Below are 24,337 nucleotides of genomic sequence, written 5' to 3'. Positions count from 1 at the left end.
TCGGTCGTGTGGATCAGCGCTGGCGCTGGACCAGCACGTAGCGATTGCCGCTGGCCGGGCTGGCCAGCAGGCGCAGCGCCACCTTGACCGGACGCATGCGCAGGGTCAGGACGTAGTCGAGGGTGGCGTCCAGCGCGCTGCCGTCCTCCATGGCGTCCTCGAAGCGCTGGGCCACCATGAAGTTGTTCAGGCAGGGGGCGACGTTGGTGAACAGCGGCTGGCCGACCACGCGCTGCGGCGACAGGCCGGCGGCCTGCGATTCGAAGGCGTTGTAGCGCTGGACATTGGTGTCGGCGTCGAAGCCGATCACGCCGAAGTCGAGCTGGTCGAGCTGCTCCGGGGAGCAGCCGTCAAGTTGGGAGGCCAGGTCGACGGTCGAAAACGACAGGGTGGGTGCGTTCATGGCGTAAGTGGCGTTCGGGCGCGTTCGTTGATTTGAGGAAATTGATGTTGACATGCCGCCAGCCCCTCTGTCAATTGTGCGCGCCCGGGTTTTGACAGTTTGCGTTGTCGAATCACACTTTTGCTCGGGTTTTCGGCAGGCTTGACAGGGTTCCGGGCTGTCGGCACCATCGACGGCTCGCTACCTATCCACCATGTAATGACTGTCAATACCGTTCCTGTACCCCGTTGGTGGAGGCACCAGGCAAGCCTGCTGCGCGTCCTGTCCGACCTGCTGGCCGGCGAACTCGCGCTGATGCGGCCCGGCATTGCGCGCCGTCCGCCGCCCTGGCCGCCCGAACTGGACTTGATGGCCGACCTCGGCGCCGATTCGCTCGAACTGCTGGGCCTGGCCACCGCGATGGAGCAGGTGCTCGGGATCGGCTGCATCGGCGAAGAGCGGGTGCTGGCCAACCCCCGGCTTGGCGCCTGGCTCGAGGCGGCGGCTTCCGGACTGGACCATGGCAGTGGGGTGATCAGTTTCCGCACTTCGGGGAGCTCGGGCGCGCCCAAGGCCTGTTCCCATGCGCTGGCAAGCCTGTGGCAGGAAACCGGCGCGCTGGCCGCGCTGTTTCCGGAAACGCGTCGAGTAATCAGCCTGGTTCCTTCGCACCATATTTACGGCTTCCTGTTCACGGTCCTGCTGCCGCGCGCACTCGGCCTGGATCCCGCCGCGACCGTCGACCTGCGCGGCGCCTCGCCCGGCGCGGTGGCCCGGCAACTGGCGCCGGGCGACCTGGTGGTGGGCTTTCCCGATTTCTGGCGCGCGTTCGCGCCGGTGGCCGGGACGCTGCCGGCAGGCGTGACCGGCGTCAGCTCGACCGCGCCATGCCCGGACGAGGTGGCGCGCGCCGTCATGGACGCCGGCCTGGCCCGGCTGGTGCAGGTCTACGGCAGTTCCGAGACGGCCGGTGTCGGCTGGCGCGACAGCCCGGATGAGGATTACCGCCTGTTCCCGTACTGGGAGGCGGGCAGGGATGGGACGCAGCTCGAACGCTGCGGCGCGGACGGCAGCCGCCGGCCCTTCGCCTTGCAGGACCGGCTGGCCTGGAGCGCGCCGGGACGGTTCCGGCCGATGGGACGGATCGACCACGCGGTGCAGGTCGGCGGCATCAACGTGTTCCCCGGCTACGTGGCCGACGTGCTGCGCATGCACCCGCAGGTAGCAGACGCAGCGGTGCGCGCCATGCGGCCCGACGAAGGCCGGCGCCTGAAGGCCTTCGTGGTGCCGCGCGCGGGTGCGCCGCTGGAGGGCAGCCCGGAAGCGTCGGCGCTGCGCACGGAACTGAGCGCGTGGATGGCCGAGCGCCTGTCGACGCCCGAGCGTCCCGCCGCGTATTCGTTCGGGGCCGCGCTGCCGCGCCAGGCCAGCGGCAAGCCGTCGGACTGGATCATCGACGCCGGCGCATGAGGCGAGGCATCAGAAAATCGTGGATGGGGCCGGCGGTGGGGGCGGCGGCGGCGGTGGCTGCGGCGTTGTCGGCGCGGGCGGCGGCGTAAGTGGCTCGCCCGTGACCGGATCCACCTCCACCGGCGGATTGTCGAGTCCCGGGTCGATGTCGATCGCGCGCAAATCCGGCCGTTCGACGAATTCCTCGAACACCCAGTCGTCATCCTCGCGCACTACGCCTTCCGGCTCCAGTTGCTCCTCCTGCGGCGGGACCTTGGCCAGGGCCACGCGCATGTAGTCGATCCAGATCGGCAGCGCCAGGGTAGCGCCGAATTCGCGCCCGCCGAGCGAGCGCGGTTCGTCGTAGCCCATCCAGGCCACCGCCACCACCTTGCCGCCGTAGCCGGCGAACCAGCCGTCGATGGCGTCGCTGGTGGTGCCGGTCTTGCCGGCGATATCAAGGCGTCCCAGCTGCTTCACCGAAGCGGCGCCGGTGCCGTAGCGGGTGACGTCGCGCAGCATGGAATTCAGGACGAAGGCATTGCGCTGGTCGAGCACGCGGTCGCTGTCCTGGCGCGCGGCCGGCTTGTTCTCCTGCAGGATGTTGCCGTTGCCGTCGCGGATCTCGGCGATCAGGTAGGGCTTGACGCGGTAGCCGCCGTTGGCGAACACCGCATAGGCGCCGGCCATCTGCAGCGGCGTCACCGCGCCGGTGCCCAGCGCCAGCGTCAGGTTCTTCGGGTGCTTGGGCAGGTCGAAGCCGAAGCGGCCCAGGTAGTCGTGGGTGTAGTCGGTGCCGAGCGCGCGCTGCAGGCGCACGGTGGTCACGTTCTTCGAATGCGCCAGCGAATGGCGCATCGTGATCGGGCCGTCGAACACGCCGTCGTCGTTCTGCGGCGACCAGGTCTCGCCGGCGTTCTCGCCCGGCATGTCGAGCGGCTCGTCGAGGATGCGGGTGCCCGGCGAATAGCCCTTGTCCAGCGCCGCCGCGTACACGAAGGGCTTGATCGCCGAACCCGGCTGGCGCCAGGCCTGGGTCACGTGGTTGAACTTCTGCAGGTTGTAGTCGAAGCCGCCCACCAGCGCGTGGTAGGCGCCGGTGTCGGCATCGATGGCGACAAAGGCGGCCGCCACCTGCGGCACCTGGGTGATGGCCCAGCTTTCCTTGCCTTTTTCCTTGCGCTGGCTGACGCGCACCACGGCGCCCGGCGTGATGCGCAAGGCTTCCTTGGCATTCGCCGCCAGGCCGCGCGCCGCGAACTTCAGGCCGGCGCCTTCGATCGTCACTTCCTCGCCGCTGAGCAGCTCGACGCGCACCGCCTGGGGCGAGGCCGCCAGCACCACCGCCGGCAGCAGGCCGTCGCTAGGCGTGCGCTTCTGCAGGGCCTCGATGACCGCTTCCTCGCGCTCGAGCGGGTCCTGCGGCAGGTCGACGCGCGCCTCGGGCCCGCGGTAGCCGTGGCGCTGGTCGTAGGCCAGCACGTTACGGCGCACCGACTCGTAGGCGGCGTCCTGCTCGGCCTTGAGGATGGTGGTGGTCACCACGATGCCGCGCTCGTAGGCGCTCTCGCCGAGCTGGGCGAAGACGGCCTGGCGCGCCAGTTCGGCGACGTAGTCGGCCTTGGTGTCGAAGACCTGGCCGCCGCGGCGGATGCGCAGCGGTTCGGCCAGGGCCTGCCGGTATTCGGGCTCGCTGATCTGGCCGAGCTTGAGCAGGCGCTCGAGCACCGCGTGCTGGCGTTGCTGCGCGCGCTTCGGGTTGGCGATCGGGTTGTGGCGCGAGGGGTTCTGCGGCAGGCCGGCCAGCATCGCGGTTTCGGCCAGGGTCAGCTCGTCGAGCGTCTTGCCGAAGTAGCTGCGCGCCGCGCTGGAAAAGCCGTAGGAGCGGTTGCCAAGGAAGATCTGGTTCATGTACAGCTCGAGGATCTGGTCCTTGGTGAGCGCGTCCTCGATGCGGTAGGCCAGCGCCACCTCGGTGATCTTGCGCGACAGGACCTTCTCGTTGGAGAGGAAGAAGTTGCGCGCCACCTGCATCGTGATGGTCGAGGCGCCGCCGGAGCCGAAGCCGCCGCGCAGGTTGGTGTATACCGCGCGCATGGCGCCGCGCCAGTCGATGCCCTGGTGCTGGTAGAAGTGCGCGTCCTCGATGGCGAGCAGCGCCTGCTTCATGCGGGTCGGGATCTTGTCGATGGTGACGAAGTCGCGCCGCTCGACGCCGAACTCGCCGATCAGGTGCTTGTCGAGCGTGTACACGCGCAGCGGGATCTTGGGCTGGTAATCGAGCACCGCATCGATCTTCGGCACGTTCGGCAGGACCACCGTCATGGCATAGATGGCAAGGGCGGCCGCCAGTCCGACCAGGGCGGCGAGCGAAAAGAACAGGAACATCCGGAGACGGCGGGGGCGCTTGGCGGGCGACTGGGACGGCGGGGTAACAGGCTTGGTCACTGACTACTCTCGAAGAACGCTCGCAAGGTCGGAGCATTGCGGTGCATTGTATCCCGCGCATTCTACCGCTTCAAACTGCTTTCATTCCATTTCGGCATATGCGATAGTCACGCCTTCGGTTTTACCCAAGCGTGCATACCCGAGGAACACCCATGCCCTACGATTCGCCTTCCAATACCAGCGCGGCCGGCTTCAAGCCCTATATTCCTGCCAGTGCCAACCTGCCCGAGTTCACACTGCGCGCCCTGATCATGGGCACGGTGCTGGGCATGATCTTCGGGGCGTCCTCCCTCTACCTGGTGCTGAAGGTCGGCCTGACCGTGAGCGCCTCGATCCCGGTGGCGGTCATCGCCATCACCCTGTTCCACACGGCGAAGAAGTTCGGCGCGCGCGAATCGACCATCCTCGAGAACAGCATCACGCAGACCGCCGGCTCGGCGGGCGAATCGCTCGCCTTCGGCCTGGGCGTGACCATGCCGGCGATCATGATCCTCGGATTCGACCTGGAGATCTCGCGCGTGATGCTGGTCGGCGTGCTGGGCGGCCTGCTGGGCATCCTGATGATGATCCCGATGCGCCGCACCATGATCGTCGACGCCCACCGCGAACTGAAGTACCCGGAAGGCACGGCCTGTGCCGAGGTGCTCAAGGCCGCGGCCACCGAGACCTCGCGCGCCGCGGCGGGCGAGGCGCGCGAAGACGGTTCCGATGCCGCCCGCGACGCAAAGCGCCGCGCCATGCTGATCTTCGGCGGCTTCGGCATCGGCCTGGCGTACAAGACCCTGAGCGTGTCCTTCAAGGGCTGGCGCGACTACGTCAATTTCGAATTCGGCAACCCGCTCAAGGGCGGCTCGGCCGGCGCCGAAGTTTCGCCCGAGCTGCTCGGCGTGGGCTACATCATCGGCCCGCGCATCGCGCTCACGATGGCGGCCGGCGGCGTGCTGTCCTATCTGCTCCTGATCCCGATGATCGCCTTCTTCGGTGAGCTCCTCACGGTGCCGCTGGCGCCGGCCACCACCCTGATCCGCGACATGGGCCCGGACGACATCCGCAACGCCTACGTGCTGTACATCGGCGCGGGCGCGGTGGCGGCCGGCGGCCTGATCGCCCTGGTGCGCTCGATGCCGGCGATCTGGAACGGCCTGACGGGCGGCCTGTCGAGCATGAGCAAGAGCCGGGCCGCGGGCGCGCCGGCCGACAAGGCGCTGCGCACCGAGCAGGACATTCCGCTCAAGTGGGTCCTGATCGGCTGCCTGGCGATCATCGCCATCATCACCGTGGCCACCCCGCTGCACATGAACCTGCTGGGCGCGCTCCTGATCCTGGTGTTCGGCTTCCTGTTCGCCACCGTGTCTTCGCGCCTGACCGGTGAAGTCGGCTCGTCCTCGAACCCGATCTCGGGCATGGCGGTGGCCACCTTGCTGTTCACCTGCCTGATCTTCCTGGTGATGGGCTGGACCGGCGGCCAGTACTACGTCACCGCGCTGTCGGTCGGCGCCATCGTCTGCATCGCCGCGAGCAACGCCGGCACCACCTCGCAGGACCTGAAGACCGGCTTCCTGGTCGGCTCGACCCCGCGCATGCAGCAGTACGCCATCCTGTGCGGCGCCCTGGCCTCGGCCCTGATCCTGGGACCGATCCTGCTCAAGCTGAACGAGGCGGGCACCGTGTACGTGCCGGCGGCCCAGGTGGCGCCCGGCTTGAAGGTGGATGCTTCGAAGCTGACCGAAACCGCGCAGTTGCACGGCCCGCAGGCCGCCGGCGACGCCAACACCTACAAGGTCTGGCAGAAGACCGACACCGCGGGCGGCCCGGCCGGCAAGTACCTGGTGGCCGCCGACGGCAGCCTGGCCTACCTGGTCGACCCGGGCATCAACGGGACCCACAAAGTGCGTCCGGACGGCACCGAGGTGAAGAAGTACGACGCGCCCAAGGCGGTCCTGATGTCCTACATCATCAAGGGCATCCTCGACCAGGAGCTGCCATGGACGCTGGTGCTGTTCGGCGTGATGATCTCGGTGGTGCTCGAGATGGCCGGCGTGCACGCGCTGGCCTTCTCGGTGGGCGTCTACCTGCCGCTGATCTCGACCCTGCCGATTGCGGTGGGCGGCATGGTGCGCTGGCTGGCGGACCGCCGCAACAACCGGCTGCCGCAGTACGAAAAGTTGAACGCGGAAGAGCGCCAGGCCGCGGGCGACCGCAGTTCGGGCACGCTGCTGGCCTCGGGCTATATCGCGGGCGGCGCGCTGGCCGGCATCATCATCGCCATCACCGCCGGCGTACTGACCGACTTCGACAGCAGCATGGCGAAGTGGGCGGAAGCCTCGAACCCGTTCTTCGCGGGACCGAACGCCAACCTGCTGACCCTGATTCCCTACGGCTTGATCATCGCGCTGCTGTACTGGGTGGCGCGGGAAAAAGCGAAGAAGTAAACGACAACGGCCCGGAAGATTCCGGGCCGTTGTTTTTGTAGGGTGGGCAAGTTTCTTGCCCACGCGTTCAAGCAGCTTGAATTCAGACGAACGCCAGGTCGTGATGGCGAATCACATCGTCGAGCCAGTCCCTGGTATGGCCGAAGCGGTAGCCAAGCGCCTTGGCACGCGAGGTGTCGAGCGCCAGAGGCGTGGCGAAATCGAAGGGCGACAATACGCCCGGCGCTGCCGGCGCCACCTGCGCGGCGCGCGGCGTCTCATCGAGCACCGCGGCCACGCGCGCATGCAGGTCGAAGCTCGAGAGCGCCCCGTCGCAGGCGGCGTTGACCGGGCCGCGGAAGTCCTGCATGCCGGTCCACAGCAGGAAGTCGGCCGCTTCCTGGGCTTCCATGAACGAGACCTTGGCGGCCGCGTTCGCATAAGGCAGGGTGGCGCGCAGGCGCACCAGGTCGACGTAGTGGGCCAGCCGGCCGGTGAAATCCTCGGGGCCGCCGAGCACGTGGGCCAGGCGCACGGTCGCGAGCGGCAGGCTGCCGTCGCGCTCCAGGTAGGCTTCGGCCTGGATCTTGCCCGAGACGTAGCATTCGATCGCGCGCGCCGGGTCGTGCCAGGGATAGGCGGTGTCGATGCGCTGCGCCAGCACGGGCAGGTCGGTCTCGACGAAGGCCGCATCGCGCGGCGCCAGTTCGCGGTAAGCGTCGATGGTCGAGGTCATGATGTAGCGCCCCACCTTGCCGGCGAAGACGCGCACCGAGATGGCGGCGTCCAGCGGCGAATAGCACATCTGGTCGAAGACGATGTCGAAGGACAGGTCGCGGAACGCGTTGCGCATCGCATGTTCATTGCGCCGGTCGACGCGGATGCGGGTGATCCGGTCGCCGAAGGGATCCGGCGCATAGCCTCGGGTGGCAATGGTCACGCTGTGCCCGAGACGCAGCAGGCGCTGCACCAGGAGTTTGCCGAAATAACGGGTACCGCCGATCACCAATATATTCTTTGGCATGACTTTTCCTTGTAGGATCGCGTATATTTTCTGCAAAGCAGCAAAAACCATCAAACGAGAAAAAGTACTGACATTGAATAAGAAAAACTTATGCATGGAGGCGGCATGAAGCCCTTGCGCAGCCTGTCCGGCCTGATCGATTTCGACGCCGCCGCGCGCTGGGGCAGCTTCAAGCTGGCTGCGCGCGAACTGCACAAGACCCCGGCGGCGGTCAGCCTGCAGGTCAAGCAGCTCGAGGAGAACATCGGATTTCCCCTGTTCGTGCGGCATCCGCGCCACATCGCGCTGACCGAGAAGGGGCAGGAGCTGGCGATTGCCACCGGGCGCATGCTGGCCGACCTGCGCGCCAAGGTGGCGGCGCTGCAGCGCGGCGACGAGGAGGCGGTGCTGCGGATCTCGACCACGCACTCGTTCGCGATCAAGTGGCTGGTGCCGCGCATGCACCGCTTCACCAAGCAGTACCCGGAACTCGACATCCGGATCGACTCGAACGACGCGCCGGTGGACCTGCAGGCCGACAGCACCGACGTGGCGATCCGCTACGGGCCGGTGGTCGAGGGCGATCCGTCGGTGCTGTTCCGCGAGCGCCTGGTGCCGGTCTACAGCCCCGAACTGCTGGCGCCCGGCCAGGACGCCTTGCTGCTGGCCGACCTGCCGCAGCACCACCTCTTGGTGGTGCAATCGCCCGAGGCCTGGCTGCAGCTGCTCAACGAGAACCGGGCGCTCAAGGGCAAGTACGACTTTTCGCGCGTGTACACGCACTGGGGCGTGCTGGTGCAGGCGGCGGTGGCGGGGCAGGGCGTGGCGCTTGTGCCCTACGGGATCGCCTTCGAGGACATCCAGTCCGGCGCGCTGCGCCAGATTCCCTGCAGGAGCGCGCGCTTCGAGAGCGGCTACCGCTTCCTGGTCAATCCGCACAAGGAGCACATGCTCAAGGTGCAGCGCTTCAGGGAGTGGATGGTGGCGGAGATGCGCGCGATGGAAGCGACGCTGGACCGGCGCTGAACGCGGCGCGCCAATGAAAAACGGCGGCCCGCGGGCCGCCGTTTTTACTCCTTGCGTCTGGACGCTTACTTCACGCCGTGCATCAGTTTCTGGATGAGCGGGGCCAGCAGGAACAGCAGCACGCCGCCGCCCATCAGGATCCAGAAGCCGAAGGTGTAGCCGTCCAGTGCCGAGGCCACCGACATGCCGGTTTCGCCCGAAACGTGCGAGGCGAAGATGCCCGACAGGTTGTTGCCGATACCGGTCGACAGGAACCAGCCGCCCATGCCCAGGCCCACCAGGCGGGTCGGGGCCAGCTTGGTCACCATCGACAGGCCGATCGGCGACAGGCACAGCTCACCGATCGACTGGATCGCGTAGACCATGAACAGGGTCCAGAACGGGATCTTGCCCTGGTCGTCGATCAGCTGGGTCAGCGCGTACATCAGCAGGCCGAAGGCCAGCGCGTTGAAGATGATGCCCAGGCCGAATTTGCGCGGGATCGACGGGTTCACGTTGCGCTTGCCCATGGCGACCCAGATGGCGGCGATGATCGGTGCGCACACGATGATGGCGACCGAGTTCACCGACTGGAACCAGGCTACGGGGAAGACCCAGTCGCCGAAGTTGCGGTTCACGATCTGGTCGGCCAGGAAGGTGAACGAGCTGCCGGCCTGCTCGAAGAAGCACCAGAACAGGATGTTGAAGAAGAAGATGATCATCATGGCGATGGTCTTGTCGCGCGAGACCTTGCCTTCGCGGACGCCTTCGACGATCAGCATCAGGGCCAGTGCGATGAACAGTACCGACAGCACGATCTGCAGGTTCTCGGCGCCGGCCTGCAGCAGCAGGTAAACGCCCGGGATCACCACGATCGAGCCAAGCACCACGGCGATCAGGCGCTTCGGGCTGGCCAGCTCGCCGGTCGGTGCGCCGATGCCCTTGAGCTGCTTGCGGCCCATGTAGAACCAGAACAGCGAGATCAGCATGCCGATGCCGGAGGCGATGAACACGATCTTGTAGGCCGGGGTGTCGCCGGTGTTGAAGACGTTCTGCGCCAGTTGCTGGGTCAGGATCGGCGAGAGGAAGGCGCCGGCGTTGATGCCCATGTAGAAGATGGTGAAGCCCGAATCGCGGCGGGTGTCGTTCAGCGTGTACAGCTGGCCGACCATGGCCGAGATGTTCGGCTTGAACATGCCGTTGCCGACGATGATCGTGGCCAGGCCGAGTTTGAAGACGTCCGGGTTCGGGACGGCGATCATGAACAGGCCGGCCGCCATGAAGATGGCGCCGACCAGGATCGAACGCTGGTAGCCGATCACGCGGTCGGCGATGTAGCCGCCGAACACGGCGCCGGCATACACCAGCGCGAGGTAGGAACCGTAGGTCAGGTTGGCGTCGGCCTGGCCGACGGCGTTGCCGTCGTAGAATTGGGCGACGATATAGAGCACCAGGGCCCAACGAATGCCGTAGAACGCGAAGCGTTCCCAGAATTCGGTCATGAAGAGCATCCACAACGGAGCTGGATGGCCCATGATCTGCTTGAATTCTGGGATCGGTCCCTTGGCTGAAGTAGCTGCACCGCTCATGCGGTTCCTCCCGAAATAGTTATATGTGACGACGATTTTTTTGGTGGAATATCTGTATGCCGGAAATTCCAATAGGCACGCATTTTAGTGTAAATCCCTCATCGCAAGCGAACTTTTTCGGCTTGTGGTAAACGCGCTCCCCCGCAGTGCGCGCCACGTCATGGAATGCCCTCAATCGGGGCGCAAAGTGTTGCACTTTGGCGTATATTGGCAAACAGGCCAATCCGTATTACCGATGAAAGGGAAAACAAAACCATGACCCAAGATGTTGTCGATGTTCTCATCTCTCCGGAAGGCCGCCTCGAAGTCCTGTCGAAAGCCGAAGTCGCCAAGCTGCTCGACACCAGCAAGAGCGGTTTGTATGACATATTCAGAAAATGCGCACTGGCCGTACTCAATACCGGCAGCTCGATCGATGACGGCAAGGAGCTGCTCGAACGCTACCGCGATTTCGAAATCAGCATTCTCCAGCGCGAGCGCGGCATCAAGCTCGACATCCGCAGTGCGCCCGCGCACGCCTTTGTCGACGGCAAGATGATTCGCGGTATTCACGAGCACCTGTTCTCGGTGCTGCGCGATATCGTCTACGTCCATTTCGATATCACCTCCAACCCCAAATTCGACCTGAACCGCCCGGAAGGCATTACCGACGCGGTATTCCACATCCTGCGCAATGCCAATGTGCTGCAGCCGCAGCGCAGTCCGAACCTGGTGGTGTGCTGGGGCGGGCACTCGATCAACCGCGTCGAGTACACCTATACGAAAGAGGTCGGCTATGCGCTCGGCCTGCGCGAGCTGGATATCTGCACCGGCTGCGGTCCGGGGGCCATGAAAGGCCCGATGAAGGGCGCCGCCATCGGCCACTCGAAACAGCGCATCCGCAGCGGGCGTTACCTCGGCATTTCCGAGCCGGGCATCATCGCGGCCGAGTCGCCGAACCCGATCGTCAGCGACCTGGTCATCATGCCGGACATCGAAAAGCGCCTCGAGGCGTTCGTGCGCACCGGCCACGGCATCATCGTGTTCCCGGGCGGCGCCGGCACGGCCGAGGAGATCCTGTATATCCTGGGTATCCTGCTGCATCCGGAGAACGCGGAAGTGCCGTTCCCGCTGATCTTTACCGGCCCGGCGACGGCCGGCGCGTATTTCGAGCAGATCGACCATTTCATCGGCCTGACGCTCGGCGAAGCGGCGCAAAAGCGCTACAAGATCATCATCGACGATCCCGAGGCAGTGGCGAAAGAAATGTACGCGGGCATCCAGAAGGTGCGCGAATTCCGCAAGGCGCACAGCGACGCGTATTACTTCAACTGGCGCCTCAAGATCGATCCGGAATTCCAGAAGCCGTTCCGCCCGACCCACGAGAACATGCGCAACCTGAAGCTGCACCGCGCCCAGGAATCGCACCTGCTGGCGGCGAACCTGCGCCGGGCGTTTTCGGGCATCGTTGCCGGCAACGTGAAGGAAGAGGGCATCCGCGCGATCGAACAGCACGGCAAGTACGAAATCCAGGGCGAGAGCGCGATCATGGAGCCGATGGATGCGCTGCTGGCATCGTTCGTGGAGCATAGCCGGATGAAACTGCCGGGCAAGGCATATACGCCTTGCTACACCATCGTGCAGTAGGGTGGACGGGTTTCCCGTCCGCGCGTTCAACTCCCCTGTGAATCGTGGCGGAGTCACTATGCATCGACGGTTTGAACGCGCGGACGGCGAAGCGTGATCTAGTCCACTGGACTAGATCACCCCTACAAAAAAAGCGGCCGAGGCCGCTTTTTCTTTTAGTCTTCCTTGCGCAGGTGCGGGAACAACAGCACGTCGCGGATGTTCGGCGAGTCGGTGATCAGCATCATCAGGCGGTCGATGCCGATGCCGCAGCCGCCGGCCGGCGGCATGCCGTATTCCAGCGCGCGGATGTAGTCGGCGTCGTAGAACATTGCCTCGTCGTCGCCCGCATCCTTGGCGGCCACCTGCGACAGGAAGCGCGCGGCCTGGTCTTCCGGATCGTTCAGCTCCGAGAAGCCGTTGGCGATCTCGCGGCCCACCATGAACAGCTCGAAGCGCTCGGTGATGCCTTCGCGGCTGTCCGAGGCGCGTGCCAGCGGCGACACTTCGACCGGATAGTCGATGATGAAGGTCGGCTCCCACAGCAGGGCTTCGGCGGTCTCTTCGAACAGCGCCAGCTGCAGCGCGCCCAGGCCGGACGTGGCGAAAGGCTTGACGCCGAACTTCAAGAGTTCCTGCTTCAGGAAGTCCATCGAGTTCAGCTGCTCCTGGGTATAGCCCGGTGCGTACTTGTCGATCGCTTCCACGATGGTCAGGCGCTGGAAGGGCTTGGACAGGTCCAGCTCGCGGCCGCCATAGGTCAGCACCGCGCTGCCGTTCGAATCGATCGCGGCCTGGCGGATCACCTGCTCGGTGAAGTCCATGATCCATTTGTAGTCGGTGTAGGCCGCATAGAATTCCATCATCGTGAATTCCGGGTTGTGACGGACCGACACGCCTTCGTTGCGGAAGTTGCGGTTGATCTCGAACACGCGGTCGAAGCCGCCCACCACCAGGCGCTTCAGGTAGAGTTCCGGCGCGATGCGCAGGTACATTTCCATGTCGAGCGCGTTATGGTGGGTGATGAAAGGCTTGGCCGCCGCGCCGCCCGGGATCGGGTGCAGCATCGGGGTTTCGACTTCCATGAAGCCGTTCTTTTCCATGAAGCGGCGCATCGACGACATGGCGGCGGTACGCGCCTTGAAGGTGCGGCGCGTCTCTTCGTTCATGATCAGGTCGACGTAGCGCTGGCGGTACTTGGTCTCCTGGTCGGCCAGGCCGTGGAACTTGTCCGGCAGCGGGCGCAGGGCCTTGGAGATCAGGCGTAGCTTGGTGACCTTGATGGTCAGCTCCTCGACCTTGGTCTTGAACAAGGTGCCTTCCACGCCCAGGATGTCGCCCAGGTCATAGCTGCGCAGGGCTTCCATCGCCTCTTCGCCGGCGGAATCCACCGTGATGTAGATCTGGATGCGGCCGCTGGCCGACGGGCCCGAGCTGTCCTGCAGGGTTGCGAACGCGGCCTTCTTGCCGGCTTCGCGGCGCAGCATCATGCGGCCGGCCAGCACGACGTTGACCGGTTCGGCTTCCAGCTCTTCGCGGGTCTTGCCCTTATAGGTCTCGACCAGGTCGGCGGCCTTGTCCTGCGGGACGAAGTCGTTCGGGAAGGGATTGCCCTGCTGGCGCAGCGCGGCCAGCTTGGCGCGGCGCTCGGCGATGATCTTGTTTTCGTCGTGCGCCACGACGGGCGACTGGTCTTGGTTTTCCGTAGTCATGATTGGATAGGCAGTTCTTATTAGGTGTTTAGGCGAACAGCAGTTCGGCCTTCAATTCGGTGAAGTCGCGCACGATGGCGATGACGTTGTCGAAGCCGGCGAAGCTGGAGGCGGGCAGGGTGGTCGTCAGCACGATGCAGCGCATGCCCGCGCGGCGCGCCGCTTCCACGCCCAGCGGCGCGTCTTCGAACACGATGCAGTGCTCGGGCGCCACGCCGCACAGCTCGGCCGCTTTCAGGAACACGTCCGGGTGCGGCTTGCCGCGCGCGACGTCAGTCGCGCCGACGATCGCGTCGAAGTGGCGGCGCAGATCCAGGCCGTCGAGGGTAAACTCGACGTTGGCCGGCGGCGCGGCGGTGCCCACGGCCAGCTTCACGCCCTGCGCCTTCGCCTGCGCAATCAGCGCGTCGAAGCCGTCCACCGCCTTGCGATGCGGTGCGTACAGTTCGCGATAGAGCGATTCCTTCTCGTGGTCGAGCAGGGCGAGTTCATCGTCCGTCAGGTGCTCGCCCAGATAACTGCGCATGATTTCGCGGCCGTGACGGCCGGCCGTCGCACGGAAGAATTCATCCGCATCGAGGACCTGGCCGCGCAGCTCGAAGAAGCGCAGCCACGAGTCGGTGTGGAAGGCCATGTTGTCGACGATGGTGCCGTCCATGTCGAACACGAAGGCGCGTTGCGTCATGCTCATCGATTACACGCCCTGCTTGAGCGAAGCGGAGATGAAGTCGTCCAGGTCGCCGTCCAGCACGTTCTTGGTGTTGCCGGTTTCAAAACCGGTACGAAGGTCCTTGATGCGCGACTGGTCCAGCACGTAGGAGCGGATCTGATGGCCCCAGCCGACGTCGGTCTTGGAGTCTTCCAGCTTCTGCTGCTCGCTCATGCGGTTGCGCAGTTCGAGTTCGTACAGCTTGGCGCGTAGCATGTCCCAGGCTTCGGCCTTGTTGCGGTGCTGCGAACGGTCGTTCTGGCACTGCACCACGATGCCCGACGGGGCGTGCGTCAGGCGCACCGCGGAGTCGGTCTTGTTGATGTGCTGGCCACCCGCGCCGGATGCGCGGTAGGTGTCGATGCGCACGTCGGCCGGGTTGATCTCGATTTCGATCGAGTCGTCGACTTCCGGGTACACGAACAGCGAGGTGAACGAGGTATGGCGGCCGTTAGCCGAGTCGAACGGCGACTTGCGCACCAGGCGGTGCACGCCGGTCTCGGTACGCAGGTGGCCATAGGCGTACTCGCCGTCGACCTTGATGGTGGCGGTCTTGATGCCCGCGACTTCACCCTCGGACTGTTCCAGGATCTCGGCCTTGAAGCCCTTGCGTTCGCAGTAGCGCAGGTACTGGCGCAGCAGCATCGAGGCCCAGTCCTGGGCTTCGGTGCCGCCGGCGCCGGCCTGGATGTCGATGAAGCAGTTGGCATGGTCCATCGGGTTGCTGAACATGCGGCGGAATTCCATCGACTCGATGATCTTCTGGATTTCCTCGGCGTCGCCGCCGATCGATTCCAGGGTGCCGTGGTCGCCTTCTTCCTTTGCCATCTCGAACAGGTCGGCAGCGTCGGTAAGGTCGTTGCGCGCCTTCTCGAGCGTCAGCACGACGCCTTCCAGCGCCTTCTTTTCCTTGCCGAGGTCCTGGGCCCGCTTCTGGTCATTCCAGACGGACGGGTCTTCGAGTTCCTGGTTGACCTGTTCTAGTTTCTCTGACTTGCGATCGAAGTCAAAGATACCTCCGAAGTTCGGCTTCACGGCTGGTCAGGTCGTTCAGCAGGGCGGAGATGGCGTTGATGCGTTCAGCTTCCATGGTCTTGGTAGTCTTCTAAGGGGGTTAAACTGGCGTTGAATCGAACCTTCGATTATACCCCAGGACGGCTCCAGGCCGGCGGGCACGATTGGCCTTGCTTGCTACCGAGCATGGTGCTGGCATATCATCCCCCGGTTCCGTTCACCGCACACCCCATGGCCATCCACTTGCGTTACCAAATTTGCATCGCGCTCGCCCCGGCGCTCCTCAGCCTTCCCGTGCCTGCCGCCGCAGCAGCCAAGGCGCCCGCCGCCGGCACCACCGCCCAGCTGGCCGTGCTGGAGACGACCGACCTGCATTCGAACCTGGTCGGCTACGACTACTACAAGCTGGCGCCCGAGCCCTCGCACGGCCTCGACCGCACCGCCACGCTGATCCACCAGGCGCGCAAGGAATTCCCGAACACCTTCCTGCTCGACAATGGGGACACGATCCAGGGTACGGCGCTGGCCGACTACCAGGCACAAGTCAAGCCGCTGCGCTGCGACGAAACCCTGGGCATCTACAAGATCATGAACGCGCTGAAGTACGATGGCGCGGGCGTAGGTAACCACGAATTCAACTATGGCCTGGCTTTTCTGAGCCAGGTGACCGGCAACCGCTTCCAGGTGGACGGCGTCGACCAGCCCAAGCGCTGCGCCGGCCCGGCCTTTCCGATGGTGCTGGCGAACGTCTACAGCGCCAGGACGAAGCAGCCGCTGTTCAGCCCCTACGCGATCGTCGACAAGGAAGTCAGCGCGCTCGACGCCAGGGGCAAGCCGGTCAAGGCGATCGTGCGGGTCGGCATCATCAGCTTCACCCCGCCGACCATCATGGAATGGGACCGCCGCTGGCTCGAGGGCCGTGTGCTCACCACCGGCGTGCTCGAGGCCGCGCAGAAGTACGTGCCCGAGATGCGCAGGAAGGGCGCCGACCTGGTCATCGCGATCTCGCACGGCGGCCTAGATGCCAGCCCCTACACCCCGACCATGGAGAACGCCAACTGGCACCTGGCCAAGGTGGAAGGCATCGACGCCATGCTGCTGGGCCACTCGCACCAGCTGTTCCCCAGCAGGGACAGCACCGTACCGCAGTTCAACCTGCCGGGCGTGGACAAGGCCAGGGGCCTGGTGCACGGCGTGCCGACCGTGATGGCCAACCTGTGGGGCAAGCACCTGGGCGTGATTGGCCTGCACCTGAAGCACGACGGCAAGCGCTGGATCGTCGACAAGGACAAGACGCGGGTCGAGGCGCGCGCCGCGCAGACTGGTAGCAAGAGCTACGTCGACGCCGACCCGGCCGTCATGGCCCTGGTGAAGGAGGAGCACGAAGCGACCATCCGCTACGTGCAGACGCCGGTCGGCGCGACCGCCTTCCGCATGTCGAGCTATTTCGCCGACGTGGGCGACATCTCGGCCCTGCAGGTCGTCAACCAGGCGCAGACCGAGTACGTGCTGAAGTACGTGGCCGCCAACCTGCCGCAGTACAAGGACCTGCCGGTGCTGTCGGTGACGGCGCCCTTCAAGAGCGGCGTCGCCGGCCCGGCCGACTACACCGACGTCAAGGCCGGCGACCTGGCCCTGAACAATGCCGCCGACCTCTACCTGTACCCGAATTCCCTGTACGCCGTGAAGGTGAACGGCGCGGGGCTCAAGGCCTGGCTGGAAAAGTCGGCGCAGCGCTTCCATACCATCGACCCGGCGAAACCCGAGCCGCAGGCGCTGGTCAACCTGGCTGTGCCGAGCTATAACTTCGATACCCTGACCTCGCCGGACGTCACCTACGAGATCGACGTGACGCGCGCCCCGGGCGAGCGCATCCGCAACCTGTCCTGGCGCGGCAAGCCGGTGGCGGCGGAGCAGGAGTTCCTGGTCGCGACCAACAACTACCGCGCCAGCGGCGGCGGCCACTTCCCGGGCCTGGACGGCAGCAAGACCGTGATCGCTTCGCCCGACAACAACCGCGACCTCCTGATCGCCTACGTGCGGGCCGCGAAGCGGCTTGAGCGCGACGTCCATGCATCGGCGCGCAGCTGGCGCTTCACGCCCGTGAAGACGGCCGGGCGCGTGGTGTTCTCGTCGGCGCCGGGCATGCTCCAGCTGGCCCGCGAGGCCGGCCTGCACAACGTGACCCAGATCGCGGACGATGACGGCCGCGGCAAGGGCATGGCGCTGTACGCGATCGACCTGTCGAAATGAAGCGTCTCGTCCTCGCGGTCCTGGCCGCATTGATGCTTGTCCAGCCGGCTATGGCCCAGCATGGCGACGAGGCCGATATCGCCCTGCGGCGCGGGATGATGTACCGCGACGGCGGCGATGCGGCGCTGGCCGCGCACTGGCTGGGCGTGGCGGCTGCACGCGGGATGCCGGAGGCGATGTTCCTGCTGGCGAACATGCTGCTCGAAGGGGATGGCGTGCCGAAGGACGAGGCGGCCGCGCGGCGCTGGCTGCATGAGGCCACGCAACTGGACTATCCGGAAGCGTGGCAGCAGCTCGGGATGATGGAGAAGGATCCGGAGAAGGCGGGGCAGTATTTCCGGCGGGCGGCGCATGCGCTCACGCACCGCGCCGAGGGGAAGCGCTAGGAAAGCGCTTCCCGGTTCAATGCAGCTGCTTTTTCTCCGGCTGCACCAGCACGAAGGGACTCACTACCGAGGCCCACAGCGTCGCATCGGCCGCCGTCCAGGTCTGCGCCTGCAGGTCGCTGACCTTGGCCACCGTCCCCGCCGCCATCCATTTGCCTACGCTGTCCTTGTCGTCGTGCGCGATGCGCAGCGCGACCTCGATCAGGTCCAGTTCCTCGCTCACGTAGATCACCGAGCCGCTGGCAAAATGGCGTTCCAGCTCGCTCCATTTGACGCGGCCGGTTTCGCGGTTGATCTTGTCGTGCAGTTCGGTATCTTTTTCGGGATTGGTCTTCATACGCATTCAAAAACTAGGTGATCTCGACCGCCGGTTGCGGCGAGCCCGCCCATGTTAACCGATAGGTCTGCGCCTTGCGCACATTGCCCACCAGTGCGGGGCGAAAGCAGGCGAGGTTGGTGCCGCCCGGATGACGCACGCTCGGGTAGATGATGCCCATCGAATCCTGCGCCATCAGCTCGGCGGCCAGCGCCTGCGAGGCGATATAGCTGTCCGGATCCAGGCAGGCTTGATATGCATCGATGCCGCGCAGGTCGTGGAAGCCGGCGCTGAAGTCGGCCAGCAGCATCTGGTAGCTGACGCTGTCGTCGAAACGATCGATCTCGGCATACTCGACCGTCTTGTGGAAGATGACTTCGCTGAGCGCCGTCTCGGCTGCGAAGGCGCAATACCAGGCGCCGCGCTCGCCGTCGTTGAAGCGGCTGCCTTCCGGGCGGGCGTAAGTGAAGGCCGCATTGATGATGCGGAAATTCGGCACGCCGAACACCAGTTCGTCCATCCCGATTCCCGGCAGCAGGCCGGACTCGCCGCGCAGGCGCTCGTTGGTGGCGTTGTCGAGGTCGAACAGGTCGCGCAGGACCTCGTCGTTCTCGGCCAGCGGCGCCAGCACGGAATCCTCGACGTCGGCGAAACGGGACGGAATCAGGCGGCAGGTGTCGTACTGGCGCAGCTGGGTGATTTTGTGCAGCGGCAAGGTCAAAGACCTCCGCGGCGTGCGTCCAGCAGCTTGCGCACCGTCTGCATGGCGATCAAGCCGCCGGCCAGCATGTAGGCCAGCGGGCTACGGCCGGCGAACACCGGGTTGGTATTGGGCAGGTGGACCCATTCGTCGGCGAGCTTGTCGCCGTACAGGATGTGCAGGGCCTTGTAGATGCCGAGCAGGTAGGAGATGCGGGTGATGCGGTCGACCTCCAGCACCCGGTCCGGATTCTTCTTCCAGTCGTAATAGGAGGACGAGGACAGGCCGCCGAGCAGCTCGCGCGCATCGTCGTCGCGCACCTGCCAGCTCGCTGCCAGCTTGAAGAAGCCCATCAACGCCGAGCGCGACAGGCGCTCGCGTTCGGCCCGTGAATTCAGGTCGACCAGGACTGCCGGTTCGAATCGGCTTTTCGGGTAGGAGTAGGCTAGGCTCATCGTAATTCTCCGTAATTGGACTCGTTATACTCCAATTTCGGACCGATTGCAACTGCCGGTTGTAAGCTTTGCGCGACCATGACAGAATTATTGATCTTGCTGTATAGAAAAAAGCTTAATAAAAGCCCGTACACAGATCAGGAGACACCCCCCAATGCGCCTGCGTTCGCTTTCTCTTCTTGCTACATGCCTGATGTTGGCTGCCGCCGCCGGTAATGCCCGCGATTCAAATAGCGACCTGAAGCGGCAGGTCATGGAAGCGGAACGCGGATTCGCCGCCACCATGAAAGCGCGCGATTTCGACGCCTTCAAGCGTTTTATCGCGGACGAGGCGATCTTTTTCAGCGCCGAGGGGCCGCTGCGCGGCAAGGGGGCGATCGCCAGGGGCTGGCGCCAGTACTACGACAAGCCGCAGGCCCCGTTCTCCTGGGAGCCGGAAGAGGTGGAAGTGGTGGCATCCGGCACGCTCGCCTATAGCGGCGGGCCGATCTACAACGCCCAAGGGCAGCGCATTGGACGCTTCAATTCGATCTGGCGCCTGAGGGCGCCAGGGCAGTGGGAAGTGGTGTTCGACCGCGGGTCGGATTTCGAGCCGCCACCGAAAAAATAACGCCCGGGGTCAGGTCTGACATTCGGACACGAACTCGAGCGTTATCCTGTGGTACTGCTCAGCCCGTGTCTAAATGTCAGACCTGACCCCATGGTTGCATGCTTGGGCCGGTCATGCCGGCTCCGCGTGCTCCACGAGCAGCTGCACCTTGGTCACGCCGTTGTACTCGTTCGCATCCAGCCTGAACGCCACCCGCGCCCGCTCCGGCAGGCTGTCGGCATGCCCGAACCAGATTGCGTCATAGCGCCGGCCGTTCTTCTCCAGCAGCAGCTTGAGGTGGCGCTCCTTCAGGATGCGCTGGCTCACCACGCGGAACTCGTCGCAGAACACCGGCGGGGCGAAGCCCTGGCCCCAGACCTGGCCGTCCATCTCTTCGATGAACTGGGTGCAGTAGAACTCGTCCTCGAGCGGGCCGTCGGTCTCGATGATGCGTTCCAGCTGCGCTTCGGTCAGCCAGGCCTTGCCGACCGCCTCGAAGGCCTGCTGGAAGCTGTCGAAGTGCTCGCCGCGGATGGACAGGCCGGCCGCCATCGCGTGGCCGCCGAACTTGTCGATGAGCCCCGGCACCCGCTTGGACACCAGGTCGAGCGCGTCGCGCAGGTGGAAGCCCGGGATCGAACGGCCCGAGCCCTTGATCCAGCCGTCGCCCGCGGGGGCGAAGGTGATCGTCGGCCGGTAGAACTTTTCCTTCAGGCGCGAGGCGACGATGCCGATCACGCCCTGGTGCCAGCCCTCGTCGAACACGCTGATCGTGCTCGAGCCGGATGGCTCGAAGCTGTCCAGGTGGAGCAGGGCGGTGTCCTGCATCTCGGCCTCGATTTCGCGGCGCTTCAGGTTGATCTCGTTGAGCTGCTGGGCGATGGCCCAGGCGCGGCCGACGTCGTCCGTCACCAGGCATTCGATTCCGAGCGACATGTCTTCCAGGCGGCCGGCGGCATTCAGGCGCGGACCGAGCGCGAAGCCGAGGTCGAAGGGTGAGGCGCAGCGCGCTTCGCGGCCCGCCACCCGGAACAGGGCGGCCACGCCGGCATGCATGCGGCCCGCGCGCATGCGCTTGATGCCCTGCGCCACCAGGATGCGGTTGTTGGCGTCCAGCCTGACCACGTCGGCCACCGTGCCCAGCGCCACCAGGTCGAGCAGGCTGTCGAGCTTGGGCTGGGTCTGGGCGTCGAATACGCCGCGGCGGCGCAGCTCGGCGCGCAGCGCCAGCAGCACATAGAACACCACGCCGACGCCGGCCAGGTGCTTGCTCGGGAAGCCGCACTCGGGCTGGTTCGGGTTGACGATTACGCGCGCCGGCGGCAGCGCATCGCCCGGCAGGTGGTGGTCGGTGACCACGACCTCGATGCCGCGCCGGTTCGCTTCCAACACCCCATCGATGCTGGCAATGCCGTTGTCGACCGTGATGATGATGTCCGGCGACTTTTCGCGCGCGGTGAGTTCGACGATCTCGGGCGTCAGGCCGTAGCCGTACTCGAAGCGGTTCGGGACGATGTAGTCGACCGTGGCGCCCATCATGCGCAGGCCGCGCAGGGCGACCGCGCAGGCGGTGGCGCCGTCGCAGTCGTAGTCGGCGACGATGGTCATGCGCTTTGCCGCAGCAATCGAGTCGGCCAGGAACACGGCGGCGGCGTCGATGTGACGCAAGGCCCCGGGCGGCACCAGGGCCGCCAGCTCGCTGGACAGCTCGCGCGCGTCGAGCAGGCCACGCGCCGCATAGATGCGCGCGAGGACCGGGTGCACCCCGCCCTGGCGCAGCATCTCGGAAGTGCGGAAGGGGCAGGGACGGGTGGTGATGCGTGTCGTGATGCTCAAGGTATGCTCAACTAAGTCGTTCCAGGGTCGGCCGGCGCCAGAATTTGCGCTGGGCCATGGCGGTCGTGGTGCATTCGGCAAGGGTCTCGCGGTTGCTCAGCACAAGCTTGAGCTGTTTCACGCGGCCCTGTACCAGCGCCGCATGCAGCGGCGCGAACAGTTTCTGTTCCAGGTGCTGGACCTGCTGCACCCAGGTGCCCCAGTCGGAGGCGATGGCGGCGTCCGCCAGAATGCCGACGACCAGCAGGCCGTCCTGCGCCAGCGCGCCGTCCAGGCTATCCAGCGAGCCGATGGATTCGCTGGACAGGCCGCGGACCCACCCCGGCACGCCGATGCTGGCCACGCGGCCGGCGGCGCGCGTGGCGTCGCCGGCGGCGCCCCACAGCCAGAAGGAATTCACGCCGGGGAGGCGGCGCGCCTCGCGCGCGGCGTTCACCGGGTGGGTGTGCCACAGCATCTGCACTTCGTTCTGCAGCCGGCGCAGGGGCAGGGCCTGCTTGCCGCGCGGGACGAAGTCGCTCAGGTCCATGCCCACCACCGTGTCCGGGGTGGCGGCCTCGATGCCGGTCCAGTCGTCGGCGCGCAGGAACCAGGTCTGGGCATCGCCGTACAGCAGCGCATGGCCGATTTCCTCGCACAGCGGCCTGGCCGCCTCGTACAGGGCGCGGCTGTCATCCTCGCCTAAGCCTAGATGGCGCAGGTCGGCCATCATCGAATGGCTGCGCGCGATCTGGATGTGGGCCGGGTTGACGATATACCAGGTGCCGCCCGCCGGATCGAGGCCGAAGCCGCGCATGGCGGCGGCGGCGAAGGCCGGCAGGCCCTCCGGCGACAGCCCGAGCGTGCGCGCCAGCCACTGTTCGTGCGGCAGGGCGCGTGCGGTATCCAGGGCGGCCTGGCGGTCGAAGGCGCTGGTACGGGACAGCAGGGCGGCCAGCGCCGGGGTCTGCAGGGCACGGACCAGGTCGGGCGCGAATTCGGGGAGCGGCAGCAGGTGGGGCAGGACAAGCGTAATGTGCGACATACCGCTATTTTAGGGCAAATATGCTTCCAGCGAACGGTCGTGCAGCGGCCACGTCCCGCCCTCGCCACACGCGCAATGCTTTCTTTTGCGCCATAAAAGTCCGATGTCTGGCAAACTCTCGGGTTGGCAAACCAATAACGCACATTAAGCGATTTCATGAGCATCACCCACAAGCTGCCCTACGAATGGCAGGTCGGCCTGCGCTACACCCGCGCCGGCAAGCGCAGCGGGCGCAACAGCTTCATTTCCTTCATCTCGATGGCCTCGGTGGCCGGCATCGCGCTCGGCGTGGCCGCGCTGATCGTCGTGCTGTCGGTGATGAACGGCTTCCAGAAAGAGGTAACCGCGCGCATGCTGTCGGTGCTGGCCCACGTGGAAGTGTTCGACGCGCGCGGCGAGATGCCGGGCTGGCGCACCTCGATCCAGGAAGCGCTGCGCAACCCGGAAGTGCGCGCCGCCGCGCCCTTCGCCGAGACCCAGGCCATGCTGCTGAGCGACGGCGTGATGAAACCGGTGCTGCTGCGCGGGATCGACCCGGCGCAGGAATTGAAGGTGTCGGACGTGTCGAAACACATGCGCGAAGGGCGCTTCGACAGCTTGCAGCCGGGCTCGTACAACGTGATCATCGGCCGGGCACTGGCCAAGTCGCTCGACGTCGGCGTGGGCGACCGGGTGACGCTCCTGATGGCCTCCACCCCGGCGCAGGCGCAAGGCGCGGCCCAGGGTGGCGCGCTGCCGCGCACCCGGCCGCTGACCGTGAGCGGCATTTTTGAAGCCGGCCACTTCGAATTCGATTCCTCGCTGGCCTTTGCCCACATCGAGGACGCCGAGGCGCTGGCGGGCGTCTCCGCACCCGCGGGGATCCGCCTGCGCCTGGCCGACATGCACCAGGCGCCGCGCGTCGCGAGCGAACTGCATGGCAGCATGTCGGGCGACCTGTTCATCCGCGACTGGTCCAAGGTCAATGCGATCTGGTTCGCCGCCGTGGAGTCGCAAAAGCGCATGATGTTCATCATCCTGACCATGATCGTGGCGGTGGCGGCCTTCAACCTGGTGTCTACCCTGGTGATGACGGTGCGCGACAAGCAGTCCGATATCGCCATCCTCCGTACGCTGGGCGCCTCGCCGCGCTCGGTCATGACCATCTTCATGGTGCAGGGCACCCTGGTCGGCGTGCTCGGCGCCGTGCTGGGCGTGAGCCTGGGCGTGGCGGTGGCCATGAACATCGACGTCATCGTGCCTTTCATCGAGCGGCTGTTCAAGGTGCAGTTCCTGTCGCAGGAGGTCTACCTGATCAGCGAGATTCCCTCGCAGCTGCGCTGGAGCGACGTCGGCTGGATCGGCGGTGTGGCCGTGCTGCTGGCCTTCGTGGCCACCCTGTACCCGAGCTGGTCGGCGGCGCGCGTGAAGCCGGCCGAGGCCCTCCGCTACGAATGAGGATGCCTCACTTG

20 protein-coding genes are annotated in these 24,337 nt (G+C 65.7%); 8 read left to right on the top strand and 12 right to left on the bottom strand.

What is annotated here, in order from left to right:
• Positions 1 to 13: 13 nt before the first annotated feature.
• Complete coding sequence (locus tag ACK6C6_RS12105; protein ID WP_409267525.1) at positions 14 to 403, bottom strand: PAS domain-containing protein; 390 nt, start codon at positions 401 to 403, stop codon at positions 14 to 16.
• A 198-nt stretch (positions 404 to 601) separates the two neighbouring features.
• Between ACK6C6_RS12105 and ACK6C6_RS12100 the strand changes: the two genes are divergently transcribed.
• Positions 602 to 1,852, top strand: a complete 1,251-nt coding sequence (locus tag ACK6C6_RS12100) for an AMP-binding enzyme (RefSeq protein WP_409267524.1) — start codon at positions 602 to 604, stop codon at positions 1,850 to 1,852.
• A 9-nt stretch (positions 1,853 to 1,861) separates the two neighbouring features.
• On the opposite strand, the gene ACK6C6_RS12095 is transcribed toward ACK6C6_RS12100, so the two are convergent.
• The gene (locus ACK6C6_RS12095) at positions 1,862 to 4,219 is read right to left on the bottom strand and encodes a penicillin-binding protein 1A (protein ID WP_409268269.1); all 2,358 of its coding nucleotides are present in this window, start codon (positions 4,217 to 4,219) and stop codon (positions 1,862 to 1,864) included.
• Positions 4,220 to 4,431: 212 nt separating this feature from the next.
• Between ACK6C6_RS12095 and ACK6C6_RS12090 the strand changes: the two genes are divergently transcribed.
• The gene (locus ACK6C6_RS12090) at positions 4,432 to 6,711 is read left to right on the top strand and encodes an OPT family oligopeptide transporter (protein WP_409267523.1); all 2,280 of its coding nucleotides are present in this window, start codon (positions 4,432 to 4,434) and stop codon (positions 6,709 to 6,711) included.
• An 82-nt stretch (positions 6,712 to 6,793) separates the two neighbouring features.
• Here the strand turns inward: ACK6C6_RS12090 and ACK6C6_RS12085 are convergent, their stop codons facing one another.
• Positions 6,794 to 7,714 carry an NAD-dependent epimerase/dehydratase family protein gene (locus ACK6C6_RS12085; protein WP_409267522.1) on the bottom strand — a complete coding sequence of 307 codons (921 nt, stop codon included), beginning with the start codon at positions 7,712 to 7,714 and terminating at the stop codon, positions 6,794 to 6,796.
• A 105-nt stretch (positions 7,715 to 7,819) separates the two neighbouring features.
• Here ACK6C6_RS12085 and ACK6C6_RS12080 point away from each other — a divergent pair, with 105 nt between their 5' ends.
• A complete protein-coding gene (locus ACK6C6_RS12080; RefSeq protein WP_036215510.1) occupies positions 7,820 to 8,719 on the top strand; it encodes a LysR substrate-binding domain-containing protein in 900 nt (299 codons plus the stop codon).
• A 65-nt stretch (positions 8,720 to 8,784) separates the two neighbouring features.
• Here the strand turns inward: ACK6C6_RS12080 and ACK6C6_RS12075 are convergent, their stop codons facing one another.
• On the bottom strand, positions 8,785 to 10,287 hold the full coding sequence (locus ACK6C6_RS12075; RefSeq protein WP_209586821.1) for a peptide MFS transporter: 1,503 nt from the start codon (positions 10,285 to 10,287) through the stop codon (positions 8,785 to 8,787).
• 255 nt (positions 10,288 to 10,542) lie between these two features.
• On the opposite strand from ACK6C6_RS12075, the gene ppnN reads away from it, so the two are divergent.
• Positions 10,543 to 11,913, top strand: coding sequence for a nucleotide 5'-monophosphate nucleosidase PpnN (gene ppnN / locus ACK6C6_RS12070; RefSeq protein ID WP_027867403.1), 1,371 nt, complete (start codon positions 10,543 to 10,545; stop codon positions 11,911 to 11,913).
• A gap of 155 nt (positions 11,914 to 12,068) precedes the next feature.
• Here the strand turns inward: ppnN and lysS are convergent, their stop codons facing one another.
• The 3 genes from lysS to prfB form a co-directional block, all read right to left on the bottom strand.
• Complete coding sequence (gene lysS, locus ACK6C6_RS12065) at positions 12,069 to 13,604, bottom strand: lysine--tRNA ligase (RefSeq protein ID WP_409267521.1); 1,536 nt, start codon at positions 13,602 to 13,604, stop codon at positions 12,069 to 12,071.
• Positions 13,605 to 13,632: 28 nt separating this feature from the next.
• The gene (locus ACK6C6_RS12060) at positions 13,633 to 14,295 is read right to left on the bottom strand and encodes an HAD family hydrolase (protein ID WP_409267520.1); all 663 of its coding nucleotides are present in this window, start codon (positions 14,293 to 14,295) and stop codon (positions 13,633 to 13,635) included.
• Between the two features lie 3 nt (positions 14,296 to 14,298).
• Positions 14,299 to 15,403, bottom strand: a protein-coding gene (gene prfB / locus ACK6C6_RS12055; RefSeq protein ID WP_409267519.1) for a peptide chain release factor 2 whose coding sequence is annotated in 2 segments (ribosomal slippage) — positions 14,299 to 15,321 and positions 15,323 to 15,403 — 1,104 coding nt in all. Because the reading frame shifts where the segments join, the coding sequence is not laid out codon by codon here.
• A gap of 155 nt (positions 15,404 to 15,558) precedes the next feature.
• Between prfB and ACK6C6_RS12050 the strand changes: the two genes are divergently transcribed.
• Together ACK6C6_RS12050 and ACK6C6_RS12045 are read left to right on the top strand one after the other, a co-directional pair.
• On the top strand, positions 15,559 to 17,580 hold the full coding sequence (locus ACK6C6_RS12050) for a bifunctional 2',3'-cyclic-nucleotide 2'-phosphodiesterase/3'-nucleotidase (protein ID WP_409267518.1): 2,022 nt from the start codon (positions 15,559 to 15,561) through the stop codon (positions 17,578 to 17,580).
• Complete coding sequence (locus ACK6C6_RS12045) at positions 17,577 to 17,966, top strand: tetratricopeptide repeat protein (RefSeq protein WP_409267517.1); 390 nt, start codon at positions 17,577 to 17,579, stop codon at positions 17,964 to 17,966. Before ACK6C6_RS12050 ends, ACK6C6_RS12045 begins: the two co-directional genes overlap by 4 nt.
• Positions 17,967 to 17,982: 16 nt before the next feature.
• Here the strand turns inward: ACK6C6_RS12045 and ACK6C6_RS12040 are convergent, their stop codons facing one another.
• The 3 genes from ACK6C6_RS12040 to ACK6C6_RS12030 are packed head-to-tail and all read right to left on the bottom strand — an operon-like array spanning position 17,983 to position 19,437.
• Positions 17,983 to 18,303 (bottom strand): DUF2288 domain-containing protein, encoded by a 321-nt coding sequence (locus tag ACK6C6_RS12040; RefSeq protein ID WP_409267516.1) that lies wholly within the window; start codon positions 18,301 to 18,303, stop codon positions 17,983 to 17,985.
• Between the two features lie 13 nt (positions 18,304 to 18,316).
• On the bottom strand, positions 18,317 to 18,997 hold the full coding sequence (locus tag ACK6C6_RS12035; protein WP_409267515.1) for an RES family NAD+ phosphorylase: 681 nt from the start codon (positions 18,995 to 18,997) through the stop codon (positions 18,317 to 18,319).
• 2 nt (positions 18,998 to 18,999) lie between these two features.
• The gene (locus ACK6C6_RS12030; protein WP_209586813.1) at positions 19,000 to 19,437 is read right to left on the bottom strand and encodes an antitoxin Xre/MbcA/ParS toxin-binding domain-containing protein; all 438 of its coding nucleotides are present in this window, start codon (positions 19,435 to 19,437) and stop codon (positions 19,000 to 19,002) included.
• A gap of 154 nt (positions 19,438 to 19,591) precedes the next feature.
• Here ACK6C6_RS12030 and ACK6C6_RS12025 point away from each other — a divergent pair, with 154 nt between their 5' ends.
• The gene (locus tag ACK6C6_RS12025) at positions 19,592 to 20,047 is read left to right on the top strand and encodes a YybH family protein (protein ID WP_409267514.1); all 456 of its coding nucleotides are present in this window, start codon (positions 19,592 to 19,594) and stop codon (positions 20,045 to 20,047) included.
• A gap of 111 nt (positions 20,048 to 20,158) precedes the next feature.
• Here ACK6C6_RS12025 and recJ read toward each other — a convergent pair whose 3' ends face one another.
• Together recJ and ACK6C6_RS12015 are read right to left on the bottom strand one after the other, a co-directional pair.
• Positions 20,159 to 21,808 (bottom strand): single-stranded-DNA-specific exonuclease RecJ, encoded by a 1,650-nt coding sequence (gene recJ / locus ACK6C6_RS12020; protein WP_051306781.1) that lies wholly within the window; start codon positions 21,806 to 21,808, stop codon positions 20,159 to 20,161.
• A 61-nt stretch (positions 21,809 to 21,869) separates the two neighbouring features.
• Positions 21,870 to 22,886 (bottom strand): hypothetical protein, encoded by a 1,017-nt coding sequence (locus ACK6C6_RS12015; RefSeq protein WP_409267513.1) that lies wholly within the window; start codon positions 22,884 to 22,886, stop codon positions 21,870 to 21,872.
• 156 nt (positions 22,887 to 23,042) lie between these two features.
• Between ACK6C6_RS12015 and ACK6C6_RS12010 the strand changes: the two genes are divergently transcribed.
• Positions 23,043 to 24,323 (top strand): lipoprotein-releasing ABC transporter permease subunit, encoded by a 1,281-nt coding sequence (locus ACK6C6_RS12010; protein ID WP_409267512.1) that lies wholly within the window; start codon positions 23,043 to 23,045, stop codon positions 24,321 to 24,323.
• Positions 24,324 to 24,337: the final 14 nt, after the last annotated feature.

The organism is Massilia sp. BHUDP2 (assembly GCF_046236355.1).
Lineage (GTDB): Bacteria > Pseudomonadota > Gammaproteobacteria > Burkholderiales > Burkholderiaceae_D > Telluria > Telluria varians.
Note: the sequence above shows the minus strand (reverse complement) of the source record. Positions and strands in the feature narration are given on the sequence as shown.